Origin of the sequence: Paraburkholderia solisilvae (genome assembly GCF_902859875.1) — a bacterium.
Taxonomy (GTDB): domain Bacteria; phylum Pseudomonadota; class Gammaproteobacteria; order Burkholderiales; family Burkholderiaceae; genus Paraburkholderia; species Paraburkholderia solisilvae.
This window is the reverse complement of sequence record NZ_CADIKF010000018.1, coordinates 35,179-52,475: the sequence shown is the minus strand read 5'-3', so window position 1 is coordinate 52,475 and position 17,297 is coordinate 35,179. Positions and strand designations below refer to the sequence as shown.

Here is a 17,297-nt window from a genome sequence, read left to right as displayed (position 1 = left end):
ACGGCCGTCAACGCCTTATTTTGCGCCGCTTTCGCGGATCGTGCCCCGCGCGTGGCCGGGCGCGCACACGCGGCGCGGCGGGTGGTCAGAAGGAGCGGGTTCCGTGGTAATGTCATCCCATCAACCGAGGCACGCGCATATGAACTATGAGACCAACCAGCGCCTGGTGGAGACGCCGGCCAGCGCATACAGGACCGAGGCGTTCGACGATGCCACCGCGGCTGTCACGCATCTTTCCGCTATCTACGAAGCGAATACGTCGTTCCTGCGCGATGCGTTTGCGCGCTATCGGCGCAACGAAAAATTCGAGCGCCGCGTGCGCGCGTGCTATCCGTTCGTACGCGTGCGCACCGAAGTCAACACGCAGATCGACTCGCGCCGCTCGTACGGTTTCGTCGCGGGCCCGGGCGTATTCGAAACCACCGTGACACGTCCGGATCTGTTCGGGAATTACTATCGCGAACAATTGCGGTTGCTGGCGAAGAACCATCATGTGGCAATCGAAGTCGGCGTATCGGATCAGGCCATTCCCATCCACTTCGCGTTTGCCGAGGGCATCCACCTCGAGGGCGATCTGGACCGCGACCGTCTTTTCATGATGCGCGACGTGTTCGATACGCCGGACCTCGCGCTGCTCGACGATCGCATCGTCAACGGCACGTATGAGCCGATGCCGGGCGAACCGCATCCGCTTGCGCTCTTTACCGCGGCGCGCGTCGATTTCTCGCTGCATCGGCTGAAGCACTATACGGCGACCGCGCCGACGCACTTCCAGAACTACGTGCTGTACACGAACTACCAGTTCTATATCGACGAGTTCGTGAAGCTCGGCCGCACGATGATGGCGCATACCGACGATGCGGAACTGCGCGCGTATCGCAGCGAGTACACATCGTTCGTCGAGCCGGGCGACGTGATCACGTACAACGAGAATCTCGGCGAGCAGCAGAGCGAGGGCACGCCGCCGCCGCGGCTGCCGCAGATGCCCGCGTATCACCTGAAGCGCGCCGACGGCGGCGGGATCACGATGGTGAATATCGGCGTCGGCCCATCGAATGCGAAGACGATCACCGACCATATCGCGGTGCTGCGCCCGCATGCGTGGATCATGCTGGGCCACTGCGCCGGCTTGCGCAATACGCAACGGCTTGGCGACTATGTGCTGGCGCACGGGTATGTGCGTGAAGATCACGTGCTCGACGACGATCTACCGCTCTGGGTGCCGATTCCGGCGCTCGCCGAAGTGCAGGTCGCGCTCGAGCGCGCGGTCGCGCAGGTGACCAGGCTCGACGGCGCGGAGCTCAAGCGCGTGATGCGCACGGGGACGGTCGCGAGCGTGGATAACCGCAACTGGGAGTTGCGCGATCATCGCGAGCCGGTGCAACGGCTGTCGCAAAGCCGCGCGATCGCGCTGGACATGGAGAGCGCGACGATCGCGGCGAACGGTTTCCGCTTTCGCGTGCCGTACGGCACACTGCTGTGCGTGTCCGACAAGCCGCTGCACGGCGAACTGAAGTTGCCTGGGATGGCTGATCAGTTCTATCGCGCGCAGGTCGACCAGCATCTGCAGATCGGCGTTGCGGCGATGGAGTTGTTGCGGGCCGATGGGTTGCATCGGCTGCATAGCCGGAAGTTGCGTAGTTTTGCGGAAGTGGCGTTTCAATAGCGGCAGTCACGGATGCGGCGCTGCGACGGTTCATTGTGACCGCCGCAGCGCGGTGCGCGCAGTTCGGGACGTCCCGCTCAGTACATCCCGCTTAAGCAGGCAAAAACCCCAGCCCCACCAACCCGATCACACTGCCCGCCGCCAGCAGCCACAGCGGATGAATCCGCGTCGTGAACGCAAGCGCCGCGCATACCCCGGTGATATTCCACGCGAGCCACGACGTATCCGATGCGCGCGCAATCAGCCACGCGCTGGCTGCAACGAGCCCCGCGGTAACCGGCACGAGCCCCTTCTGCGCGATGCTGCGCCACGGCCGGTCCTTGAAGCGCTCCCACGCATGCAGCGCCAGCGCCGTCACCAGCGACGACGGCCCGAACTTCGCGAGCGACGTCACGATCACCCCCGCCCAGCCGGCCACATGCCAGCCGATCAGCGTGACGACCATCATGTTCGGCCCCGGCGCGGCCTGCGCGAGCGCGAACAGCGCGCTGAACTCGCTGGCCGGCATCCAGTGATGCACGTCGACGACCTGCCGTTGCATCTCCGGCAGAATCGTATTGCCGCCGCCGAAGGCGAGCAGCGAGAGCTGGCTGAAGATCAGCACGAGCGCGACGAGCGTGACGATCATCGTTCGGCTCCGCGTGCATCGGCGGACCGCGCGGCCGTATGCGCCGCGAGCGCGATGCTGACCGGCGTCAGCACCAGCATGGTGGGCAGCAGAGGAAAGCGCAGCACCGCGATCGCGACAAAGCCGAGCGCCGCAATGCCCGCCGCCGCGGGATTGCGCCGCAGCGGCATCAGGATTTTCGCGGCCATTGCGATCAGCAGGCCCGAAGCGGCGGCCGCGAGGCCCGCGAACAGATGCTGCACGTGCGGGTCGTTCTGCGTGTGCTCGTAAAGCACGCCGAGTCCGATCACGATAAGCGACGGCCCGGCGATCAGTCCGAGCAGACCCGCCAGTGCGCCGCGCCATCCCTGAAAACGCATGCCGATCGCCACCGCCAGGTTGATCACGTTGCCGCCCGGCAGAAACTGGCACAGGCCGAGCAGATCGGTGAATTCCGCGCCGCTGAGCCATCGATGCCGTTCGACGATCGTGCGCCGCGCGAGCGGCAGCGCGCCGCCGAACGACGTGAGGCCCAACCCGAGGAATCCTTTGAAGATGTCGGCGGCAGTGGGTACGGGGCCCGCGGTAGTCGCGACGCTGGACGGCGCTGGGCCTGCGCCGGCGGGGCCGGCGGCGTCGACGCTTCCCGTGACCCGGGCGCCGGTGCGGAAGAGGAGGAGTGTTGATTCATGGTGCGGTCGCGTCCAGTACAGGCTACGGAGAGTAGCGCTGTTCGCGAACGGCGCAAAGCGATTTTTAAGGCACTTGCTTGTGACTCAGGCTCACAAGCATAATTGCCGTCATGAGCCGCAAGCTACCACCGTTCCCCGCGTTGCGCGCGTTCGAAGCCGCTGCGCGCCACAACAGTTTCAGCGCCGCCGCCGACGAGTTGCATGTGACGCACGGTGCAATCAGCCGTCAGGTGGCGGCGTTCGAGGCATGGGTCGGCGTGCAGGTGTTCGACCGCATCGGCAAGCGCGTGCGGCTCACCGACAGCGGCCGCCGCTATCTTGCGCAGGTACAGGCCGCGTTCGACAACATTGCAACGGCCACCGAGCAGTTGCGCGATACGGGCGTCGTGCATGTGCTGCGCGTCAATGCGTTGCCGACCTTCGCGATGAAATGGCTGCTGCCGCGCTTGAGCCAGTTCCAGCGCATCGCGCCCAACGTCGAGTTGCGTCTCGCCACCTCGAATGCGCCGGTCGAATCGATCGATGGTTTTGACGTTGCGGTACGGCGCGGTCCCGCGCATTGGCCGAACTGCGTGAGCGGCCATTTTCTCGACGAGAGCGAGTTGCCGGTCTGCAGTCCGGCGTTGTTGCAGCGTTCACCGATTCGCGTAGCCGACGACCTTGCGCGTCACGTGCTGCTGCATTCGGATACGCGTCCGGACGCGTGGCGCCAATGGCTGACGGCCGCGGGCGCGAAGGCGAAGTGCCGCAAGAAGCAGTCGTTCGATCACTTCTATCTGGCGTTGCAGGCGGCCGTCGATGGCCTCGGCGTGGCGCTCGGCCCGCTGCCGCTGCTCGGCGACGAACTCGCGTCCGGGCGTCTCGTGATGCCGCTGGAAGGGCCGCGCATTCATATGCGCGGCTACTGGTGGGTGGCGCGGCGCGAGGTGGCGGATGCGCCGCTCGTCACGCAGTTTTGCCGATGGCTCGAAGCGCAGTCGACGCGCACCGATGCGCAGTAGCGCACACCGCGCCTTCACCTCACAGATAGAACATCCGGTCTTCGTCGGACTTCACCGGATGCGTTTCCGTTTCCTCGCGTTCTTCATAGAACGCCAGCACGGCTTCGAGCACCTGGTCGGGGTCGTCGATCACCTGCATCAGGTTCATGTCTTCGGGATTGATCAGGCCCATCGGCACCAGCGCGTCCTGGAACCAGCCGAGCAGCCCCTTCCAGAACTCGCTGCCGACCATGATGATCGGCACGTGGCGCGACTTCTTCGTCTGGATCAGCGTGAGCACTTCGGCGAGTTCGTCGAGCGTGCCGAAGCCGCCCGGCATCACGATCACCGCGTCCGAATTTTTCACGAACGTCACCTTGCGCGTGAAGAAATGGCGGAAGCGCAGCGAGATGTCCTGCCACTGGTTACCCGATTGCTCATGCGGCAATTCGATGTTGAGACCCACCGACGGCGCCTTGCCCGCATGCGCGCCTTTATTGGCCGCTTCCATAATGCCGGGGCCGCCGCCGGAAATGACCGCGAAGCCCGCGTCGGATAGTTTGCGTGCGATTTGCGTAGCGAGTTTGTAGTACGGCGAGTTCGGTTTCAGGCGCGCCGAACCGTAGATGCTGACGGCCGGCCGGATCTCCGACAGGTACTCGGTCGCCTCGATAAACTCTGCCATAATCGTGAACATCTGCCACGATGCGCGTGCCTTCTTGGCCGTTGCGCGCTCTTGATCTGCGAGTGAACGCAGACTCGGAATCACTTTTCTCTTGGTCATAATGCCTGAAGAACGAGATCTGGAAGCTGGGCTGGAAACCGACCCGCAAGCCAAACCGGTTGCCGATGCAAAGTCTGGGCCGGGAACAGCACTGGAAGGTAAGACCCTGCTATTGGTCGACGGTTCGAGTTATCTGTATCGGGCCTATCATGCGATGCCTGATTTGCGCGGCCCGGACGGTGCGCCGACGGGCGCGCTGTACGGCATCATCAACATGCTGCGCCGTATGCGCAAGGAAGTCACCGCAGAGTATAGCGCGTGCGTGTTCGACGCGAAGGGTAAGACGTTTCGCGACGACTGGTATCCGCAATACAAGGCGAACCGCCCATCGATGCCGGAGGACCTCAGCCGGCAGATCGAACCGATTCACGTCGCCGTGCGCGCGCTCGGCTGGCCCTTGCTGATGATCGACCGCGTCGAAGCCGACGATGTGATCGGCACGCTCGCGCGCGAGGCCGAACGGCACGGCATGAACGTGATCGTCTCCACCGGCGACAAAGACCTCGCGCAGCTCGTGTCGGACCATGTCACCCTCATCAATACGATGACGAACGAGACGCTCGATCGCGACGGCGTGCTCGCCAAGTTCGGCGTGCCGCCCGAGCGGATCGTCGATTACCTGTCGTTGATCGGCGATACCGTCGACAACGTGCCCGGCGTCGAGAAGTGCGGACCGAAGACGGCGGTCAAATGGCTCACGCAGTTCGAAACGCTTGATGGCATCGTCGCACATGCGGACGAAATCAAAGGTGCGGTAGGAGACAATCTGCGCCGTGCGCTCGACTTTCTGCCGCTGGCGAGGAAGCTCGTCACCGTCGATGTCGGGTGCGATCTGACCGCACATATCGAGTCGATCGAAGCGTCGCTCGCGTCGCGCGAAGAAGCGCGCGACGAACTGCGTGACGTCTTCACGCGGCATGGTTTCAAGACCTGGCTGCGCGAAGTCGAGACGCAGGAAGCGATCGAAGGTCCGGGCGCCGGCGAGACGCCCGCGCCGGTCTTCGCGGGCGAACGCCATTACGACACGGTGCAGACGTGGGAACAGTTCGACCCGTGGCTCGCGAAAATCGACGCCGCCGAATTGACCGCGTTCGATACCGAAACGACATCGCTGGATCCGATGACCGCGGAACTGGTCGGGCTGTCGATCTCGGTCGAGCCGGGTCGCGCGGCGTACATCCCGGTCGCGCATCGCGGCCCGGACGCGCCGCTGCAACTGCCGCGCGACGAAGTGCTGGCGAAGCTCAAACCCTGGCTCGAGAGTGCGGCCCGGAAAAAGGTCGGCCAGCATCTGAAATACGATGAACAGGTGCTGGCGAATTACGGCATCGCAATGGACGGTGTCGAGCATGACACGCTGCTGCAGTCGTACGTGCTCGAGTCGCATCGTTCGCACGACATGGACAGCCTCGCGTTGCGTCATCTCGGCCTGAAGACAATCAAATACGAAGACGTCGCGGGCAAGGGCGCGCAACAGATCGGTTTCGACGAAGTCGCGCTCGAGCAGGCGGCAGCCTATGCGGCCGAAGATGCCGACATCACGTTGCAGTTGCATCACGCGCTCTACCCGCAAGTGAAGGCGGAAGCCGGACTCGAGTTCGTCTATCGCGACATCGAGCTTCCGACCGCGCGCGTGTTGCGCAAGATGGAGCGCAATGGCGTGCTGATCGATGCGGCGAAGCTGCAGCAACAGAGCAACGAGATCGCGGTGCGTCTCGTCGAGCTCGAAAAAGGGGCGTACGAACTGGCGGGCGGCGAGTTCAATCTGGGCTCGCCGAAGCAGATCGGACAGATTTTCTTCGAGAAGCTGCAATTGCCGGTGATCAAGAAGACGCCGAGCGGCGCGCCGTCCACCGACGAAGAAGTGCTGCAGAAGCTCGCCGAAGATTATCCGCTGCCGAAGCTGCTGCTCGAACATCGCGGCTTGTCGAAACTGAAGTCGACGTACACGGACAAGCTGCCGCGCATGGTCAATGCGCGCACCGGGCGCGTGCATACGAACTACGCGCAGGCGGTCGCGGTGACCGGCCGGCTCGCGTCGAACGATCCGAACCTGCAGAACATTCCGGTGCGCACCGGCGAAGGCCGGCGCATCCGCGAAGCGTTTATCGCACCGCCTGGACACAAGCTCGTGTCCGCGGATTATTCGCAGATCGAACTGCGCATCATGGCGCACATTTCCGATGACGAGGCGTTGCGGCGTTCGTTCGCGCAGGGGGAAGACATCCACCGCGCGACCGCGGCTGAAGTGTTCGGCGTGACGCCGATCGAGGTCAGCTCGGACCAGCGGCGCATCGCGAAGGTGATCAACTTCGGGCTGATTTACGGCATGAGTTCGTTCGGCCTGGCGTCGAACCTCGGTATCACGCGCGATGCGGCGAAGCTCTATATCGACCGCTATTTCGCGCGCTATCCGGGTGTCGCGCGCTATATGGACGATACGCGCGCAAGCGCGAAGCAGAAGGGCTATGTCGAAACGGTGTTCGGGCGCCGGCTGTGGCTGCCCGAAATCAACGGCGGCAATGGGCCGCGCCGGCAAGCGGCTGAACGCGCGGCGATCAATGCGCCGATGCAGGGCACCGCGGCCGATCTGATCAAGCTGTCGATGATCGCTGTGCAGAAGTGGATCGACGAATCCGGCATCGGCACGCGCATGATCATGCAGGTACATGACGAACTGATACTCGAAGTGCCCGACGAAGAACTGTCCGGAGTCCGCGAGCGGTTGCCGGAACTGATGTGCGGCGTGGCATCGCTGAAGGTGCCGCTGGTTGCGGAAGTCGGCGCGGGCGCGAACTGGGAAGAGGCGCACTGACGGTTGATGGTGCGAGGGAGACGCACGACGCGCTGGGGTGCAAGGAGAGCGCCTTCGCGCGCGTACTGAACGCGTGTTCAAGCCGCGGTGCGCATCGCATCGCGTCGCAGAACGCATCGCGATCGCACCCTACCGCGCGGCATCCAGATCGCACCGCGACTTGCGATATTCAACCGGGTACACAGCCACCAGGCCCTCGGTTTGCGCCGCTGCGACGTTCAAAAATTTATGGATCAGAAACCGGAGAGTCTCGATGCATCGTATCGTCGTCGTGGGTGGAGGAGCCGGCGGGCTGGAGCTCGCTACGCGTGTGGGTGACCGTTATGGCCGGCGCAAGAATGCGGGTGAAGCGGACGTCCAGATCACGCTGGTCGACCGTTATCCGACCCATGTCTGGAAACCGTTGCTGCATGAAGTGGCGGCGGGCAGCCTCGACCCGTTCACGCAGGAACTGCCGTATGCGGCGCAGGCGCGCTGGCATGGCTTCGATTTTCAGCAGGGCGAGCTGACAAAGCTCGACCGTTCGGCAAGACGCATTACGCTGGGTCCTGTCGCCGACGATGACGGCGCCGAGTTGCTGCCGCAACGCGAACTCGAATACGACACACTGGTGATTGCGATCGGCAGCACGACCCATTTTTTCGGCGTGCCAGGCGCGCCTGAAAATTCGATTGCACTCGATACGGTTCCTCAGGCGGAGCGCTTTCGCAAACGGCTGATCGCGGCCTGTGTGCGGGCTGAATATCGGACTGAACATACGGTGGTCGAGCGGGTTGAGTCGGTCGATGCACCGGCCGGCGCGGCGGTTGCCGAAGCGACGAGCGCAACGCCGGCCGCGGCGGTTCCAGAAGCGGCCAGCGCAGCGTCGATCAGCGCGCCCAATACAATCAGCGGGCCGCGCATTCAGGTGGTGATCGTCGGCGGCGGCGCGACCGGCGTCGAGTTGTCCGCGGAACTGCGCAACACCGCACACGTGTTATCTGCTTACGGGCTGCACAAGCTCGATCCGCGCCACGACGTCGGCATCGTATTGATCGAAGCCGGGCCGCGCATTTTGCCTGCGCTGCAGGAGCGCGTATCGACCGCGACCACGGAGTTGCTGACCAAGCTCGGCGTGCAGGTGATGGTCGGCGAAACGGTCGCTGAAGTTGCGCCCGGTGTCGTGCGCACCGCAAGCGGCAAGAGCGTGCGCGCCGATCTGACGGTCTGGGCAGCGGGCATCAAGGCGCCGGCCGTGCTGAGCGACCTCGACGGCTTGCCGGTCAACCGGCTGGGGCAGCTGTGCGTGCGCCGCACGCTGCAAACGGAAATCGACGACAACATCTTCGCGCTCGGCGATTGCGCCGCGTGCGCGTGGCCCGGCAATGAACGCAATGTGCCGCCGCGCGCGCAGGCCGCGCACCAGCAGGCGAGCTTCCTGCTGAAGTCGATCGCGGACCGGCTCGCGGGCCGGCCGCTGCCGGAATTCACGTATCGCGATTTCGGCTCGCTGGTGTCGCTCGGCCATTTCAGTGCAGTCGGCAACCTGATGGGCGGATTGATCGGCGGCAATATGCTGATCGAAGGGCTGTTCGCGCGCTTCATGTATATGTCGTTGTATCGGCTGCATATCGCGGCATTGCACGGTTATGCGCGAATGGTGCTCGATACGTTCGCGCACTGGCTGCATCGCACGACATCGCCTCGTGTGAAGTTGCACTGAGCGGCGAGCGACACACGGCGCACGGCGCACGACGAGCCCGCCGCGCCGACCCACAGCTAGCCAGTCGACCCACGCCACATCGACACATCGTCGACACCGCCACCCGCGCTGCTGCAACAGGCTGCGCCGCTGGCGTATCCTGTTGCCTTTCCGGCCGCCCGCTGTTTCCCGCTGTTCATCATGGGCCGTTCAACCTTGCCGCTTATCGAGGAGCGCAGCATGCTGAAGCCTGAAATCGACAGTCTGATTCCGCACGTCCCTTTCGATCGCCGTACGTTCATCAAGGCCGCCATCGGCACCGGCTTCGCGGCCTCGGTGCTGCCGGTCTCCGCGCAAACCATTCATACCGACAGCGAAGGCCTCGAAGCGGGCGAAGTCGGCATTCATTCAGGCGACACGCTCGTGCCCGCGTACCGCGCGCAGCCGAAGGGCAAAACGCATCTGCCGGTGATCATCGTCGTGCATGAGATTTTCGGCGTGCACGAACATATCGCCGACGTGTGCCGGCGTTTCGCGAAGGCGGGATATCTGGCAATCGCGCCCAACCTGTACGTACGGCAAGGCGACGCGTCCGCTTATACGAGCATGCAGCAGCTCAACGAGCAACTGGTCAGCAAGGTGCCGGACGAGCAGGTGCTGCAGGATCTGGACGCGACATTCGCATGGGCCGGCGAACACAACGGCGATCTGAACCGCGTCGGACTCACCGGCTTCTGCTGGGGCGGGCGGATCGCATGGCTTTATGCGGAACACAATCCGCGTCTGAAAGCGGCGGTCGCGTTTTATGGACGCGTCGTCGGCACGCCGACACCGTTGCAGCCGTCGAACCCGGTCGATCACGCCGGCGACCTGAAGGTGCCGGTGCTCGGCCTGTACGGCCGGCAGGACCAAAGCATTCCGCAAGATACGCTTGAGAAGATGAAAGCGCTGATCGCGCAGGGTCCGCAACAGGCGCGCGGCTCACAATTCGTTGTGTATGACGACGCGGGCCACGCGTTCTTCGCGGACTATCGGCCGAGCTACCGGAAGGCCGATGCGGAGGACGGCTGGCGCCGCACGCTCGCATGGTTCAAGCAGCACGGCGTTTGATCCTGACGAAACGATTGGGTGGGATCGCGATGGCGCAGCGACGCGGCGAGACTCAGGTGCAACTCAGGCGCAACGCAACCTGAGCTCGCCAACGACCGATGTCGGTCGGCAAGTCGGCCGGTGGGATGGCGAGATCTGCTTGTGCGCCGTCGGCGATGACGCCGGGGCGCCGACGACCACGGCCGCGTGCCTTTGCAATTGCTGCAATTGATGCAATTGATGCAATTGCCAGTGTGTTTCGATCGACGCTTAAGGCTTCGCGCCGGTCGCAACCGGCCGGGCCGGGTCCGCGCTCCATTCGCTCCACGAGCCCGGATACAGCACCGCACCATGCAAGCCGGCAATCTCCATCGCGAGCGCGTTGTGACAGGCGGTGACACCGGAACCGCATTGCAGCACGACGCGATCTGGAGCAACGCCTGGCATCACCGCGCCGAATTCGTCACGTAATGTGTGCGCGGACTTGAAGCGGCTGTCGGCGGTGAGGTTGTCCTTGAAGAAGCGGTTCAGCGCCCCCGGAATATGTCCGCCGACGCGATCGAGCGTCTCGTTCTCGCCGCGATAGCGATCGGCCGCGCGCGCATCGAGCAAGGTGCGCTCATGCGTGTTCAGGTTCTGCTCGATCGCATGCACGTCGACGGTCGCCACGAGCGGCTTGCCCGCCTTGAAGTCGCCGCGCGTGGCTTGCGGCAGCACGTCCTGTGTCAGCGCCTGACCGGCCGCTTCCCATGCCTGCACCCCACCATCGAGCAACGCGACCGAATCGTGACCCAGCCAGCGCAAGAGCCACCACAAACGCGCGGCATACATACCGCCTTGAGCGTCGTAGGCGACGACCTGCTGGCCTTGCTTCAACCCGAGCGCGGCGAGCGTATCGACGAGGCGTTGACGATCGGGCAACGGATGCCGCCCGTTCGTGCCGGTCTTCGTGCCCGACAGATCGCGATCGAGATGCAGATAGTGCGCATGCGGCAGGTGGCCGGCCGCATAGGCCTTCGCGCCCGCGTCGGTATCGATCAGATCGAAGCGGCAATCGACGACGAACACGCTAGCCGGCGCCGACGCGAGCCGCTCGGCGAGATTCGCGGCGGAGATCAGCGTCGTGTAGTGGGTGTGGGGCGAGAGATTCTGTGACATGACGGCTCCTCAGACGAGCGAGGCCGGGCGTTGCCGGACGATGTTCCTAGTCTAAACAAAAAAAGACGGGTCGAAGCCGAAAGCTCCGCACCCGTCTTTGTGTCGCCTGAGAAGCGGCAACGCGCCGTATTGCCCGCTCGCGATCAGATCGCGCCCAGTTCGCGGCGCAGGAACTCGTGGAAGTGCTGCATGCCGTCTTCCATCGGGCTCTGATAAGGACCGACCTGAGATTCGCCGCGTTCCATCAGCGCACGACGGCCGGCATCCATGCGCTCGGCGATTTCGTCGTCTTCGCGCGCGGTTTCCATATAGGCGGCACGCTCGGCTTCGATGAAGTCCCGCTCGAACAGCGCAATTTCTTCAGGGTAATAGAACTCGACGACGTTCGTGGTCTTCTGCGGCCCGCGCGGAATCAGCCACGAGACGACGAGCACATGCGGATACCACTCGATCATGATGCCCGGGTAGTACACCATCCAGATCGCGCCGAATTCAGGCGGTTTGCCGTCGCGAAAGCGCAGCACTTCATCGTGCCACTTCGCGTACGTCGGGCTGCCTGCGCGCGCGAGGCCGTTATGAACGCCGACCGTTTGCACGCTGTACCAGTCGCCGAATTCCCACGTGAGGTCGTCGCAGTTCACGAAGCTGCCGAGGCCCGGATGGAACGGCGCAACGTGATAGTCCTCCAGATAGACCTCGATGAAGGTCTTCCAGTTGTAGTTGCACTCGTGGACTTCGACGTGATCGAACATGTAGTCCGTAAAGTCGAAGTGTTCCTTCGGCCCGAGGCGCGCGAGATCTTTCGCGACATCGCGGCCCTGTGCTTCGAACAGCAGCCCGCGCCAGTTCTGCAGCGGTGTGGCGCCGAGATTGAGACACGGGTTGTCCGCGAAATGCGGTGCGCCGAGCAGTTGGCCGTTCAGATCGTACGTCCAGCGATGCAGCGGACAGACGATATTCTCCGTGCTGCCGCGGCCGTTCAGCATGATTGCCTGGCGGTGCCGGCACACGTTCGACAGCAGCTCGATTTGCGATTGCTGATCGCGCACGAGTACCCGACCCTCGCTCTCGCTCGGCAGGGCAAAATAGTTTCCCGCTTCGGGCACCATCAACTCATGCCCGACGTAGCGAGGACCTTTCCTGAAAAGGGTTTCGATTTCGCGCGTAAGAAGCGCTTCGTCAAAGTAAGCCGTGACTGGCAGCTGACTATGAATGGCACGCAGCTGCAATGCATTGCTCAGATTGGACATTCCCACTCCCGATGAAGACGTGAAAGCAGTGAACAACCCAACCATCGAAGATTCGATTTAGGGAGCCCGCGATTATACCCGTTTCCCCCTTCAAGGGGCCATTAAGTACCTGATTTGGGTCAAAATTGTGTGGGAAGTTCGCGTTTTCATCCCACCGGCGCTAGAGTTTTTTGAGGGACGAGGTCGTGCTTCGGCACGATCTTTCGCATGCCGTGTGCCCTTTGCGCAACGGGCCGGCGGCCGGACGCGGGCTCGGAAATGTCACTTTTGCCGTAGAATGTTCGACTTGTTTTAATTTTGCGACGGATTCATGGCGAAGACCGCATCGACCCAGAACGCTGATACGTCCCCCGAGGAAGCCGCCGCCGCGCCGCTGCCGGACACGTACGAGGCGGCGCTCGCGGAGCTCGAAGGGCTTGTCGGGCGGATGGAGGGCGGCAGTCTGAGCCTTGAGGAATCGCTTGCCGCGTACCGGCGCGGCGCTGCCCTCGTGGCGTTCTGCCAGCAGCAGCTAGAAAAAGTTGAACAGCAGGTTCGCGTGCTCGATGGAGAAACGTTGAAACCGCTCCCCACAACCGCCGCTGACAGCGGAGAAGACGATCTATGAATTTTGAACAATGGATGCGCTCGGTGCTCGAGCGTGTGGAAAAGGCGCTCGAGCATTACCTGCCGCCCGAATCCATCGCCCCCGCGCGTCTGCATGAGGCCATGCGCTACGCGGTGCTGGGCGGCGGCAAGCGGGTCCGTCCATTGCTGTGTCATGCCGCAGGCGAACTGACCGGTGCGCGCGCCGAATCTCTCGAGGCCGCGGCGGCTGCGCTGGAAATGGTTCACGTGTATTCCCTCGTGCACGACGATATGCCGTGCATGGACGACGACGATCTGCGCCGCGGCAAGCCGACCGTGCACGTCAAGTACGACGACGCGATGGCGTTGCTGGTCGGCGATGCGCTGCAGTCGCAGGCGTTTGTCGCGCTGACCGAAGGCGCGGCGCTGGCTCCCGCGCAGCAGGCGGCGCTCACGCGCGAACTGGCGCTTGCGATCGGCTCGATCGGGATGGCGGGCGGCCAGGCGATCGACCTCGCGAGCGTCGGCAAAAAGCTTACGCGTGAAGAGCTCGAAACGATGCACCGGATGAAAACCGGCGCGCTATTGCGGGCGTCGGTGCGCATGGGCGCACTGGCCGGCGAGACGCCGGATGCGCAGACGCTGCGTGCGCTCGACGCATATGCGGCGGCGGTGGGCCTCGCGTTTCAGGTAGTCGACGACATTCTCGACGCGACCTCCGATTCGGCCACGCTCGGCAAGACGGCGGGCAAGGACGCGAAGGACGACAAACCAACTTATGTCTCGATTATCGGGCTCGACGCATCGCGTGCGCTCGCCGTGCAGTTGCGCAGCGACGCACACGCGGCGCTCGAACCTTTCGGCACGCGCGCACAGCGTCTTGCCGAGCTTGCCGACCTGGTCGTGAACCGGGTCAGCTGAAGAAGCGAAGAATCAACGCGAAAGCCCGCCGCCACGCTAGAGACCAGAAGGGGTAGGCGCGAATGAAGTGCGGGCGCGTAAGTTTTCCTACAATGGAACGACGATGTACGACTTGCTGAAAACCATTGACGACCCGGCCGCGTTGCGCCGGCTCGATCTCCGCCAGTTGAAACCGCTCGCCGACGAGCTGCGCGCCTTCGTGCTCGACAGCGTGTCGCAGACGGGCGGCCATCTGTCGTCCAACCTCGGTACCGTCGAACTGACGATCGCGCTGCACTATGTGTTCGACACGCCGCGCGACCGCATCGTCTGGGACGTCGGTCACCAGACCTACCCGCACAAGATCCTGACCGGCCGCCGCGAGCAGATGCACACGCTGCGTCAGCTGGGTGGCATCTCGGGTTTCCCGCGCCGCTCCGAGTCCGAGTACGACACGTTCGGCACCGCGCACTCGAGCACGTCGATTTCGGCTGCGCTCGGCATGGCGATCGCGAGCAAGCTGCAACACGAAGACCGCTTTGCGATCGCCGTGATCGGCGATGGCGCGATGACGGCCGGTATGGCGTTCGAAGCGATGAACAACGCCGGCGTGGCCGATGACGTGCCGCTGCTCGTCATCCTGAACGACAACGACATGTCGATCTCGCCGCCGGTCGGCGCGTTGAACCGCCACCTCGCGCGGCTGATGTCGGGGCGCTTCTATGCGGCCGCACGCGCGGGCGTCGAACGCGTGCTGCGCGTCGCCCCGCCGATGCTCGATCTCGCGCGCAAGCTCGAAGAGCACGCGAAGGGCATGATCGTGCCGGCGACGCTCTTCGAAGAGTTCGGCTTCAACTACATCGGCCCGATCGACGGTCACGATCTCGATTCGCTGATTCCGACGCTGCAGAACATCAGGGAATTGCGCGGCCCGCAGTTCCTGCACGTGGTGACGAAGAAAGGCCAGGGCTACAAGCTCGCCGAGGCCGATCCGGTGCTGTACCACGGGCCGGGCAAATTCAATCCGGCCGAAGGCATCAAGCCGTCGACGGCGCCGGGCAAGAAGACCTATACGCAAGTGTTCGGCGAGTGGCTGTGCGATGCGGCCGAGCTCGATGCACGCGTGGTCGGCATCACGCCGGCGATGCGCGAAGGCTCCGGCATGGTCGAGTTCGAGAAGCGCTTCCCGGACCGCTACTACGACGTCGGCATCGCCGAACAGCACGCGGCGACGTTCGCGGGCGGCCTCGCGGCCGAAGGCATGAAGCCGGTCGTCGCGATCTATTCGACCTTCCTGCAGCGCGCGTACGACCAGCTGATTCACGACGTCGCGTTGCAGAACCTGCCGGTCGTGTTCGCAATCGACCGCGCGGGCCTCGTCGGCGCGGACGGCGCGACGCACGCGGGCGCCTACGACCTCGCGTTCCTGCGCTGCGTGCCGAACATGACGGTGATGGCGGCCTCCGACGAAAACGAATGCCGCCAGATGCTGTACACCGCGCTCCAGCAACCGAACCCGACGGCGGTGCGCTATCCGCGCGGCGCCGGCACGGGCGTCGCGACGGTCAAGCAGATGGCCGCGCTGCCGCTCGGCAAGGGCGAGATCCGCCGCGAAACCGCGCAGCCGGCGGGCAAGCGCATCGCGATTCTCGCGTTCGGCACGATGGTCGCACCGTCGCTGGCCGCCGCCGAGCAACTCGATGCGACGGTCGCCAACATGCGCTTCGTGAAGCCGGTCGATGCGGACCTGATCCGCGAACTGGCGGAAACGCACGATGCGCTCGTCACGGTCGAAGAGGGTTGCGTGATGGGCGGCGCGGGCTCCGCATGCGTCGAAGCCCTGCTGGCGAGTGGGGTTATCAAGCCCGTACTACAATTGGGCCTTCCCGATCGCTTCATCGATCACGGGGATCCGGCCAAGCTGCTCGCCGAATGTGGTCTGGACGCCGCGGGCATCGCGAAGTCGATCCGCGAACGGTTCATCGACCAGGTCAGCACGGCATCGGCCGGGAAGTCAGTGAAGCGCGTCGCCTGACACGCGGGCTCGCCGCCGCTGTCGCGGCCATTCCCAATTCGAGCGATGGGCTGTGGAGCTCATCCTGAACCGCCGGCTTGAGGCCGGCGGTTGCCATTTGCACGCATGCGTTCGCGCATGCCCGTGAGGACAAGAAGATGAACCAGATGAACCCCGCTTTTGTGATGCCCGACGTGCAAAGCACGGTCGACACCCGGCAGATTCCGATTCAGCGGGTAGGCGTCAAGGGGGTGCGTCATCCGTTGACGGTTCGCACGCAAGACGGCGCCGTGCAGCCGACCGTCGGCGTATGGAACTTCGATGTTCATCTGCCGGCGCAGCAGAAGGGCACGCATATGTCCCGTTTCGTGGCGCTGCTCGAAGAGCGGAGCGAGGCGCTCGACCTGGCCGCGATGCGCACGATGCTGGCTGCTATGCTCGAGAAGCTCGAAGCGCGCGCGGGCCGCATCGAAGTGTCGTTTCCGTATTTCGTGAACAAGACCGCGCCTGTGTCGGGCGTGCAGAGCCTGCTGGATTACGAGGTGACGCTCGCCGGCGATCTGCGTGACGGCGTCGCACGCATCTTCCTGAAAGTGCTGGTGCCGGTGACCAGCCTGTGCCCGTGCTCGAAGAAGATCTCGCAGTACGGCGCGCACAACCAGCGCTCGCACGTGACGATCAACGCGGAACTGGCCGGCGATGTCGCCATAGAAGAGCTGATCCGAATCGCCGAAGAAGAGGCGTCATGCGAACTGTGGGGTTTGCTGAAGCGGCCGGACGAGAAGTTCGTCACGGAGCGCGCTTACGACAACCCGAAGTTTGTCGAAGATCTCGTGCGCGACGTCGCGCAGCGTCTGAATGCGGACGAGCGGATCGTCGCTTACGTGCTCGAAGCGGAAAACTTCGAGTCGATCCACAATCACAGCGCGTACGCGTTGATCGAAAGCGACAAGCGTGCGGCGCGATAGTTGTTGACGCAACCTTGGCGGCAGCTTTCAGCGCAGCTTTCGCCGGATTCGCCGGTCTCGCCGGATGATAGATGCGCAAACGGCCGCCTGAAAGCGGCCGTTTGCGTTTTGCGGCATGGGTGCGTG

14 protein-coding genes are annotated in these 17,297 nt (G+C 63.9%); 9 read left to right on the top strand and 5 right to left on the bottom strand.

The window, feature by feature from the left end:
- Window positions 1-139 precede the first annotated feature (139 nt).
- Window positions 140-1,666, top strand: a complete 1,527-nt coding sequence (locus tag HV675_RS13250) for an AMP nucleosidase (protein WP_175111371.1) — start codon at window positions 140-142, stop codon at window positions 1,664-1,666.
- 91 nt (window positions 1,667-1,757) lie between these two features.
- On the opposite strand, the gene HV675_RS13245 is transcribed toward HV675_RS13250, so the two are convergent.
- On the bottom strand, window positions 1,758-2,294 hold the full coding sequence (locus HV675_RS13245; RefSeq protein WP_175111370.1) for a chromate transporter: 537 nt from the start codon (window positions 2,292-2,294) through the stop codon (window positions 1,758-1,760).
- The gene (locus HV675_RS13240) at window positions 2,291-2,830 is read right to left on the bottom strand and encodes a chromate transporter (RefSeq protein WP_175111425.1); all 540 of its coding nucleotides are present in this window, start codon (window positions 2,828-2,830) and stop codon (window positions 2,291-2,293) included. Before HV675_RS13240 ends, HV675_RS13245 begins: the two co-directional genes overlap by 4 nt.
- Window positions 2,831-3,075: 245 nt before the next feature.
- On the opposite strand from HV675_RS13240, the gene HV675_RS13235 reads away from it, so the two are divergent.
- A complete protein-coding gene (locus HV675_RS13235) occupies window positions 3,076-3,966 on the top strand; it encodes a transcriptional regulator GcvA (RefSeq protein ID WP_175111369.1) in 891 nt (296 codons plus the stop codon).
- Between the two features lie 19 nt (window positions 3,967-3,985).
- On the opposite strand, the gene HV675_RS13230 is transcribed toward HV675_RS13235, so the two are convergent.
- Window positions 3,986-4,729, bottom strand: a complete 744-nt coding sequence (locus HV675_RS13230) for an LOG family protein (protein ID WP_175111368.1) — start codon at window positions 4,727-4,729, stop codon at window positions 3,986-3,988.
- Window positions 4,730-4,883: 154 nt separating this feature from the next.
- Between HV675_RS13230 and polA the strand changes: the two genes are divergently transcribed.
- From polA to HV675_RS13215, 3 genes are all read left to right on the top strand, one after another.
- Window positions 4,884-7,544: a DNA polymerase I gene (polA, locus tag HV675_RS13225; protein WP_377700609.1), complete on the top strand. Its 2,661-nt coding sequence runs from the start codon at window positions 4,884-4,886 to the stop codon at window positions 7,542-7,544.
- A 253-nt stretch (window positions 7,545-7,797) separates the two neighbouring features.
- A complete protein-coding gene (locus tag HV675_RS13220) occupies window positions 7,798-9,246 on the top strand; it encodes an NAD(P)/FAD-dependent oxidoreductase (RefSeq protein WP_175111366.1) in 1,449 nt (482 codons plus the stop codon).
- Window positions 9,247-9,465: 219 nt separating this feature from the next.
- Window positions 9,466-10,335 carry a dienelactone hydrolase family protein gene (locus tag HV675_RS13215; RefSeq protein WP_175111365.1) on the top strand — a complete coding sequence of 290 codons (870 nt, stop codon included), beginning with the start codon at window positions 9,466-9,468 and terminating at the stop codon, window positions 10,333-10,335.
- 249 nt (window positions 10,336-10,584) lie between these two features.
- Here HV675_RS13215 and HV675_RS13210 read toward each other — a convergent pair whose 3' ends face one another.
- Window positions 10,585-11,472, bottom strand: coding sequence for a sulfurtransferase (locus HV675_RS13210; RefSeq protein ID WP_175111364.1), 888 nt, complete (start codon window positions 11,470-11,472; stop codon window positions 10,585-10,587).
- Window positions 11,473-11,615: 143 nt separating this feature from the next.
- Window positions 11,616-12,722: an aromatic ring-hydroxylating oxygenase subunit alpha gene (locus tag HV675_RS13205; RefSeq protein ID WP_175111363.1), complete on the bottom strand. Its 1,107-nt coding sequence runs from the start codon at window positions 12,720-12,722 to the stop codon at window positions 11,616-11,618.
- Window positions 12,723-13,032: 310 nt separating this feature from the next.
- Here HV675_RS13205 and HV675_RS13200 point away from each other — a divergent pair, with 310 nt between their 5' ends.
- The 4 genes from HV675_RS13200 (at window position 13,033) to folE2 (ending at window position 17,171) form a co-directional block, all read left to right on the top strand.
- Entirely contained in the window at window positions 13,033-13,329 is a 297-nt protein-coding gene (locus HV675_RS13200; RefSeq protein ID WP_175111362.1) for an exodeoxyribonuclease VII small subunit, read from the top strand.
- Complete coding sequence (locus tag HV675_RS13195) at window positions 13,326-14,210, top strand: polyprenyl synthetase family protein (protein ID WP_175111361.1); 885 nt, start codon at window positions 13,326-13,328, stop codon at window positions 14,208-14,210. Before HV675_RS13200 ends, HV675_RS13195 begins: the two co-directional genes overlap by 4 nt.
- A 103-nt stretch (window positions 14,211-14,313) precedes the next feature.
- Window positions 14,314-16,224: a 1-deoxy-D-xylulose-5-phosphate synthase gene (dxs, locus tag HV675_RS13190; RefSeq protein WP_175111360.1), complete on the top strand. Its 1,911-nt coding sequence runs from the start codon at window positions 14,314-14,316 to the stop codon at window positions 16,222-16,224.
- A 137-nt stretch (window positions 16,225-16,361) separates the two neighbouring features.
- Complete coding sequence (gene folE2, locus HV675_RS13185) at window positions 16,362-17,171, top strand: GTP cyclohydrolase FolE2 (RefSeq protein ID WP_175111359.1); 810 nt, start codon at window positions 16,362-16,364, stop codon at window positions 17,169-17,171.
- Window positions 17,172-17,297 lie beyond the last annotated feature (126 nt).

What these genes read in the sequence shown, in the direction of transcription:
- HV675_RS13250 (WP_175111371.1), top strand. Translation starts at nt 140, where the DNA reads ATGAACTATGAGACCAACCAGCGCCTGGTGGAGACGCCGGCCAGCGCA.
- HV675_RS13245 (WP_175111370.1), bottom strand. Translation starts at nt 2,294, where the DNA reads ATGATCGTCACGCTCGTCGCGCTCGTGCTGATCTTCAGCCAGCTCTCG.
- HV675_RS13235 (WP_175111369.1), top strand. Translation starts at nt 3,076, where the DNA reads ATGAGCCGCAAGCTACCACCGTTCCCCGCGTTGCGCGCGTTCGAAGCC.
- HV675_RS13230 (WP_175111368.1), bottom strand. Translation starts at nt 4,729, where the DNA reads ATGACCAAGAGAAAAGTGATTCCGAGTCTGCGTTCACTCGCAGATCAA.
- polA (WP_377700609.1), top strand. Translation starts at nt 4,884, where the DNA reads ATGCCTGATTTGCGCGGCCCGGACGGTGCGCCGACGGGCGCGCTGTAC.
- HV675_RS13220 (WP_175111366.1), top strand. Translation starts at nt 7,798, where the DNA reads ATGCATCGTATCGTCGTCGTGGGTGGAGGAGCCGGCGGGCTGGAGCTC.
- HV675_RS13215 (WP_175111365.1), top strand. Translation starts at nt 9,466, where the DNA reads ATGCTGAAGCCTGAAATCGACAGTCTGATTCCGCACGTCCCTTTCGAT.
- HV675_RS13210 (WP_175111364.1), bottom strand. Translation starts at nt 11,472, where the DNA reads ATGTCACAGAATCTCTCGCCCCACACCCACTACACGACGCTGATCTCC.
- HV675_RS13205 (WP_175111363.1), bottom strand. Translation starts at nt 12,722, where the DNA reads ATGTCCAATCTGAGCAATGCATTGCAGCTGCGTGCCATTCATAGTCAG.
- HV675_RS13200 (WP_175111362.1), top strand. Translation starts at nt 13,033, where the DNA reads ATGGCGAAGACCGCATCGACCCAGAACGCTGATACGTCCCCCGAGGAA.
- HV675_RS13195 (WP_175111361.1), top strand. Translation starts at nt 13,326, where the DNA reads ATGAATTTTGAACAATGGATGCGCTCGGTGCTCGAGCGTGTGGAAAAG.
- dxs (WP_175111360.1), top strand. Translation starts at nt 14,314, where the DNA reads ATGTACGACTTGCTGAAAACCATTGACGACCCGGCCGCGTTGCGCCGG.
- folE2 (WP_175111359.1), top strand. Translation starts at nt 16,362, where the DNA reads ATGAACCAGATGAACCCCGCTTTTGTGATGCCCGACGTGCAAAGCACG.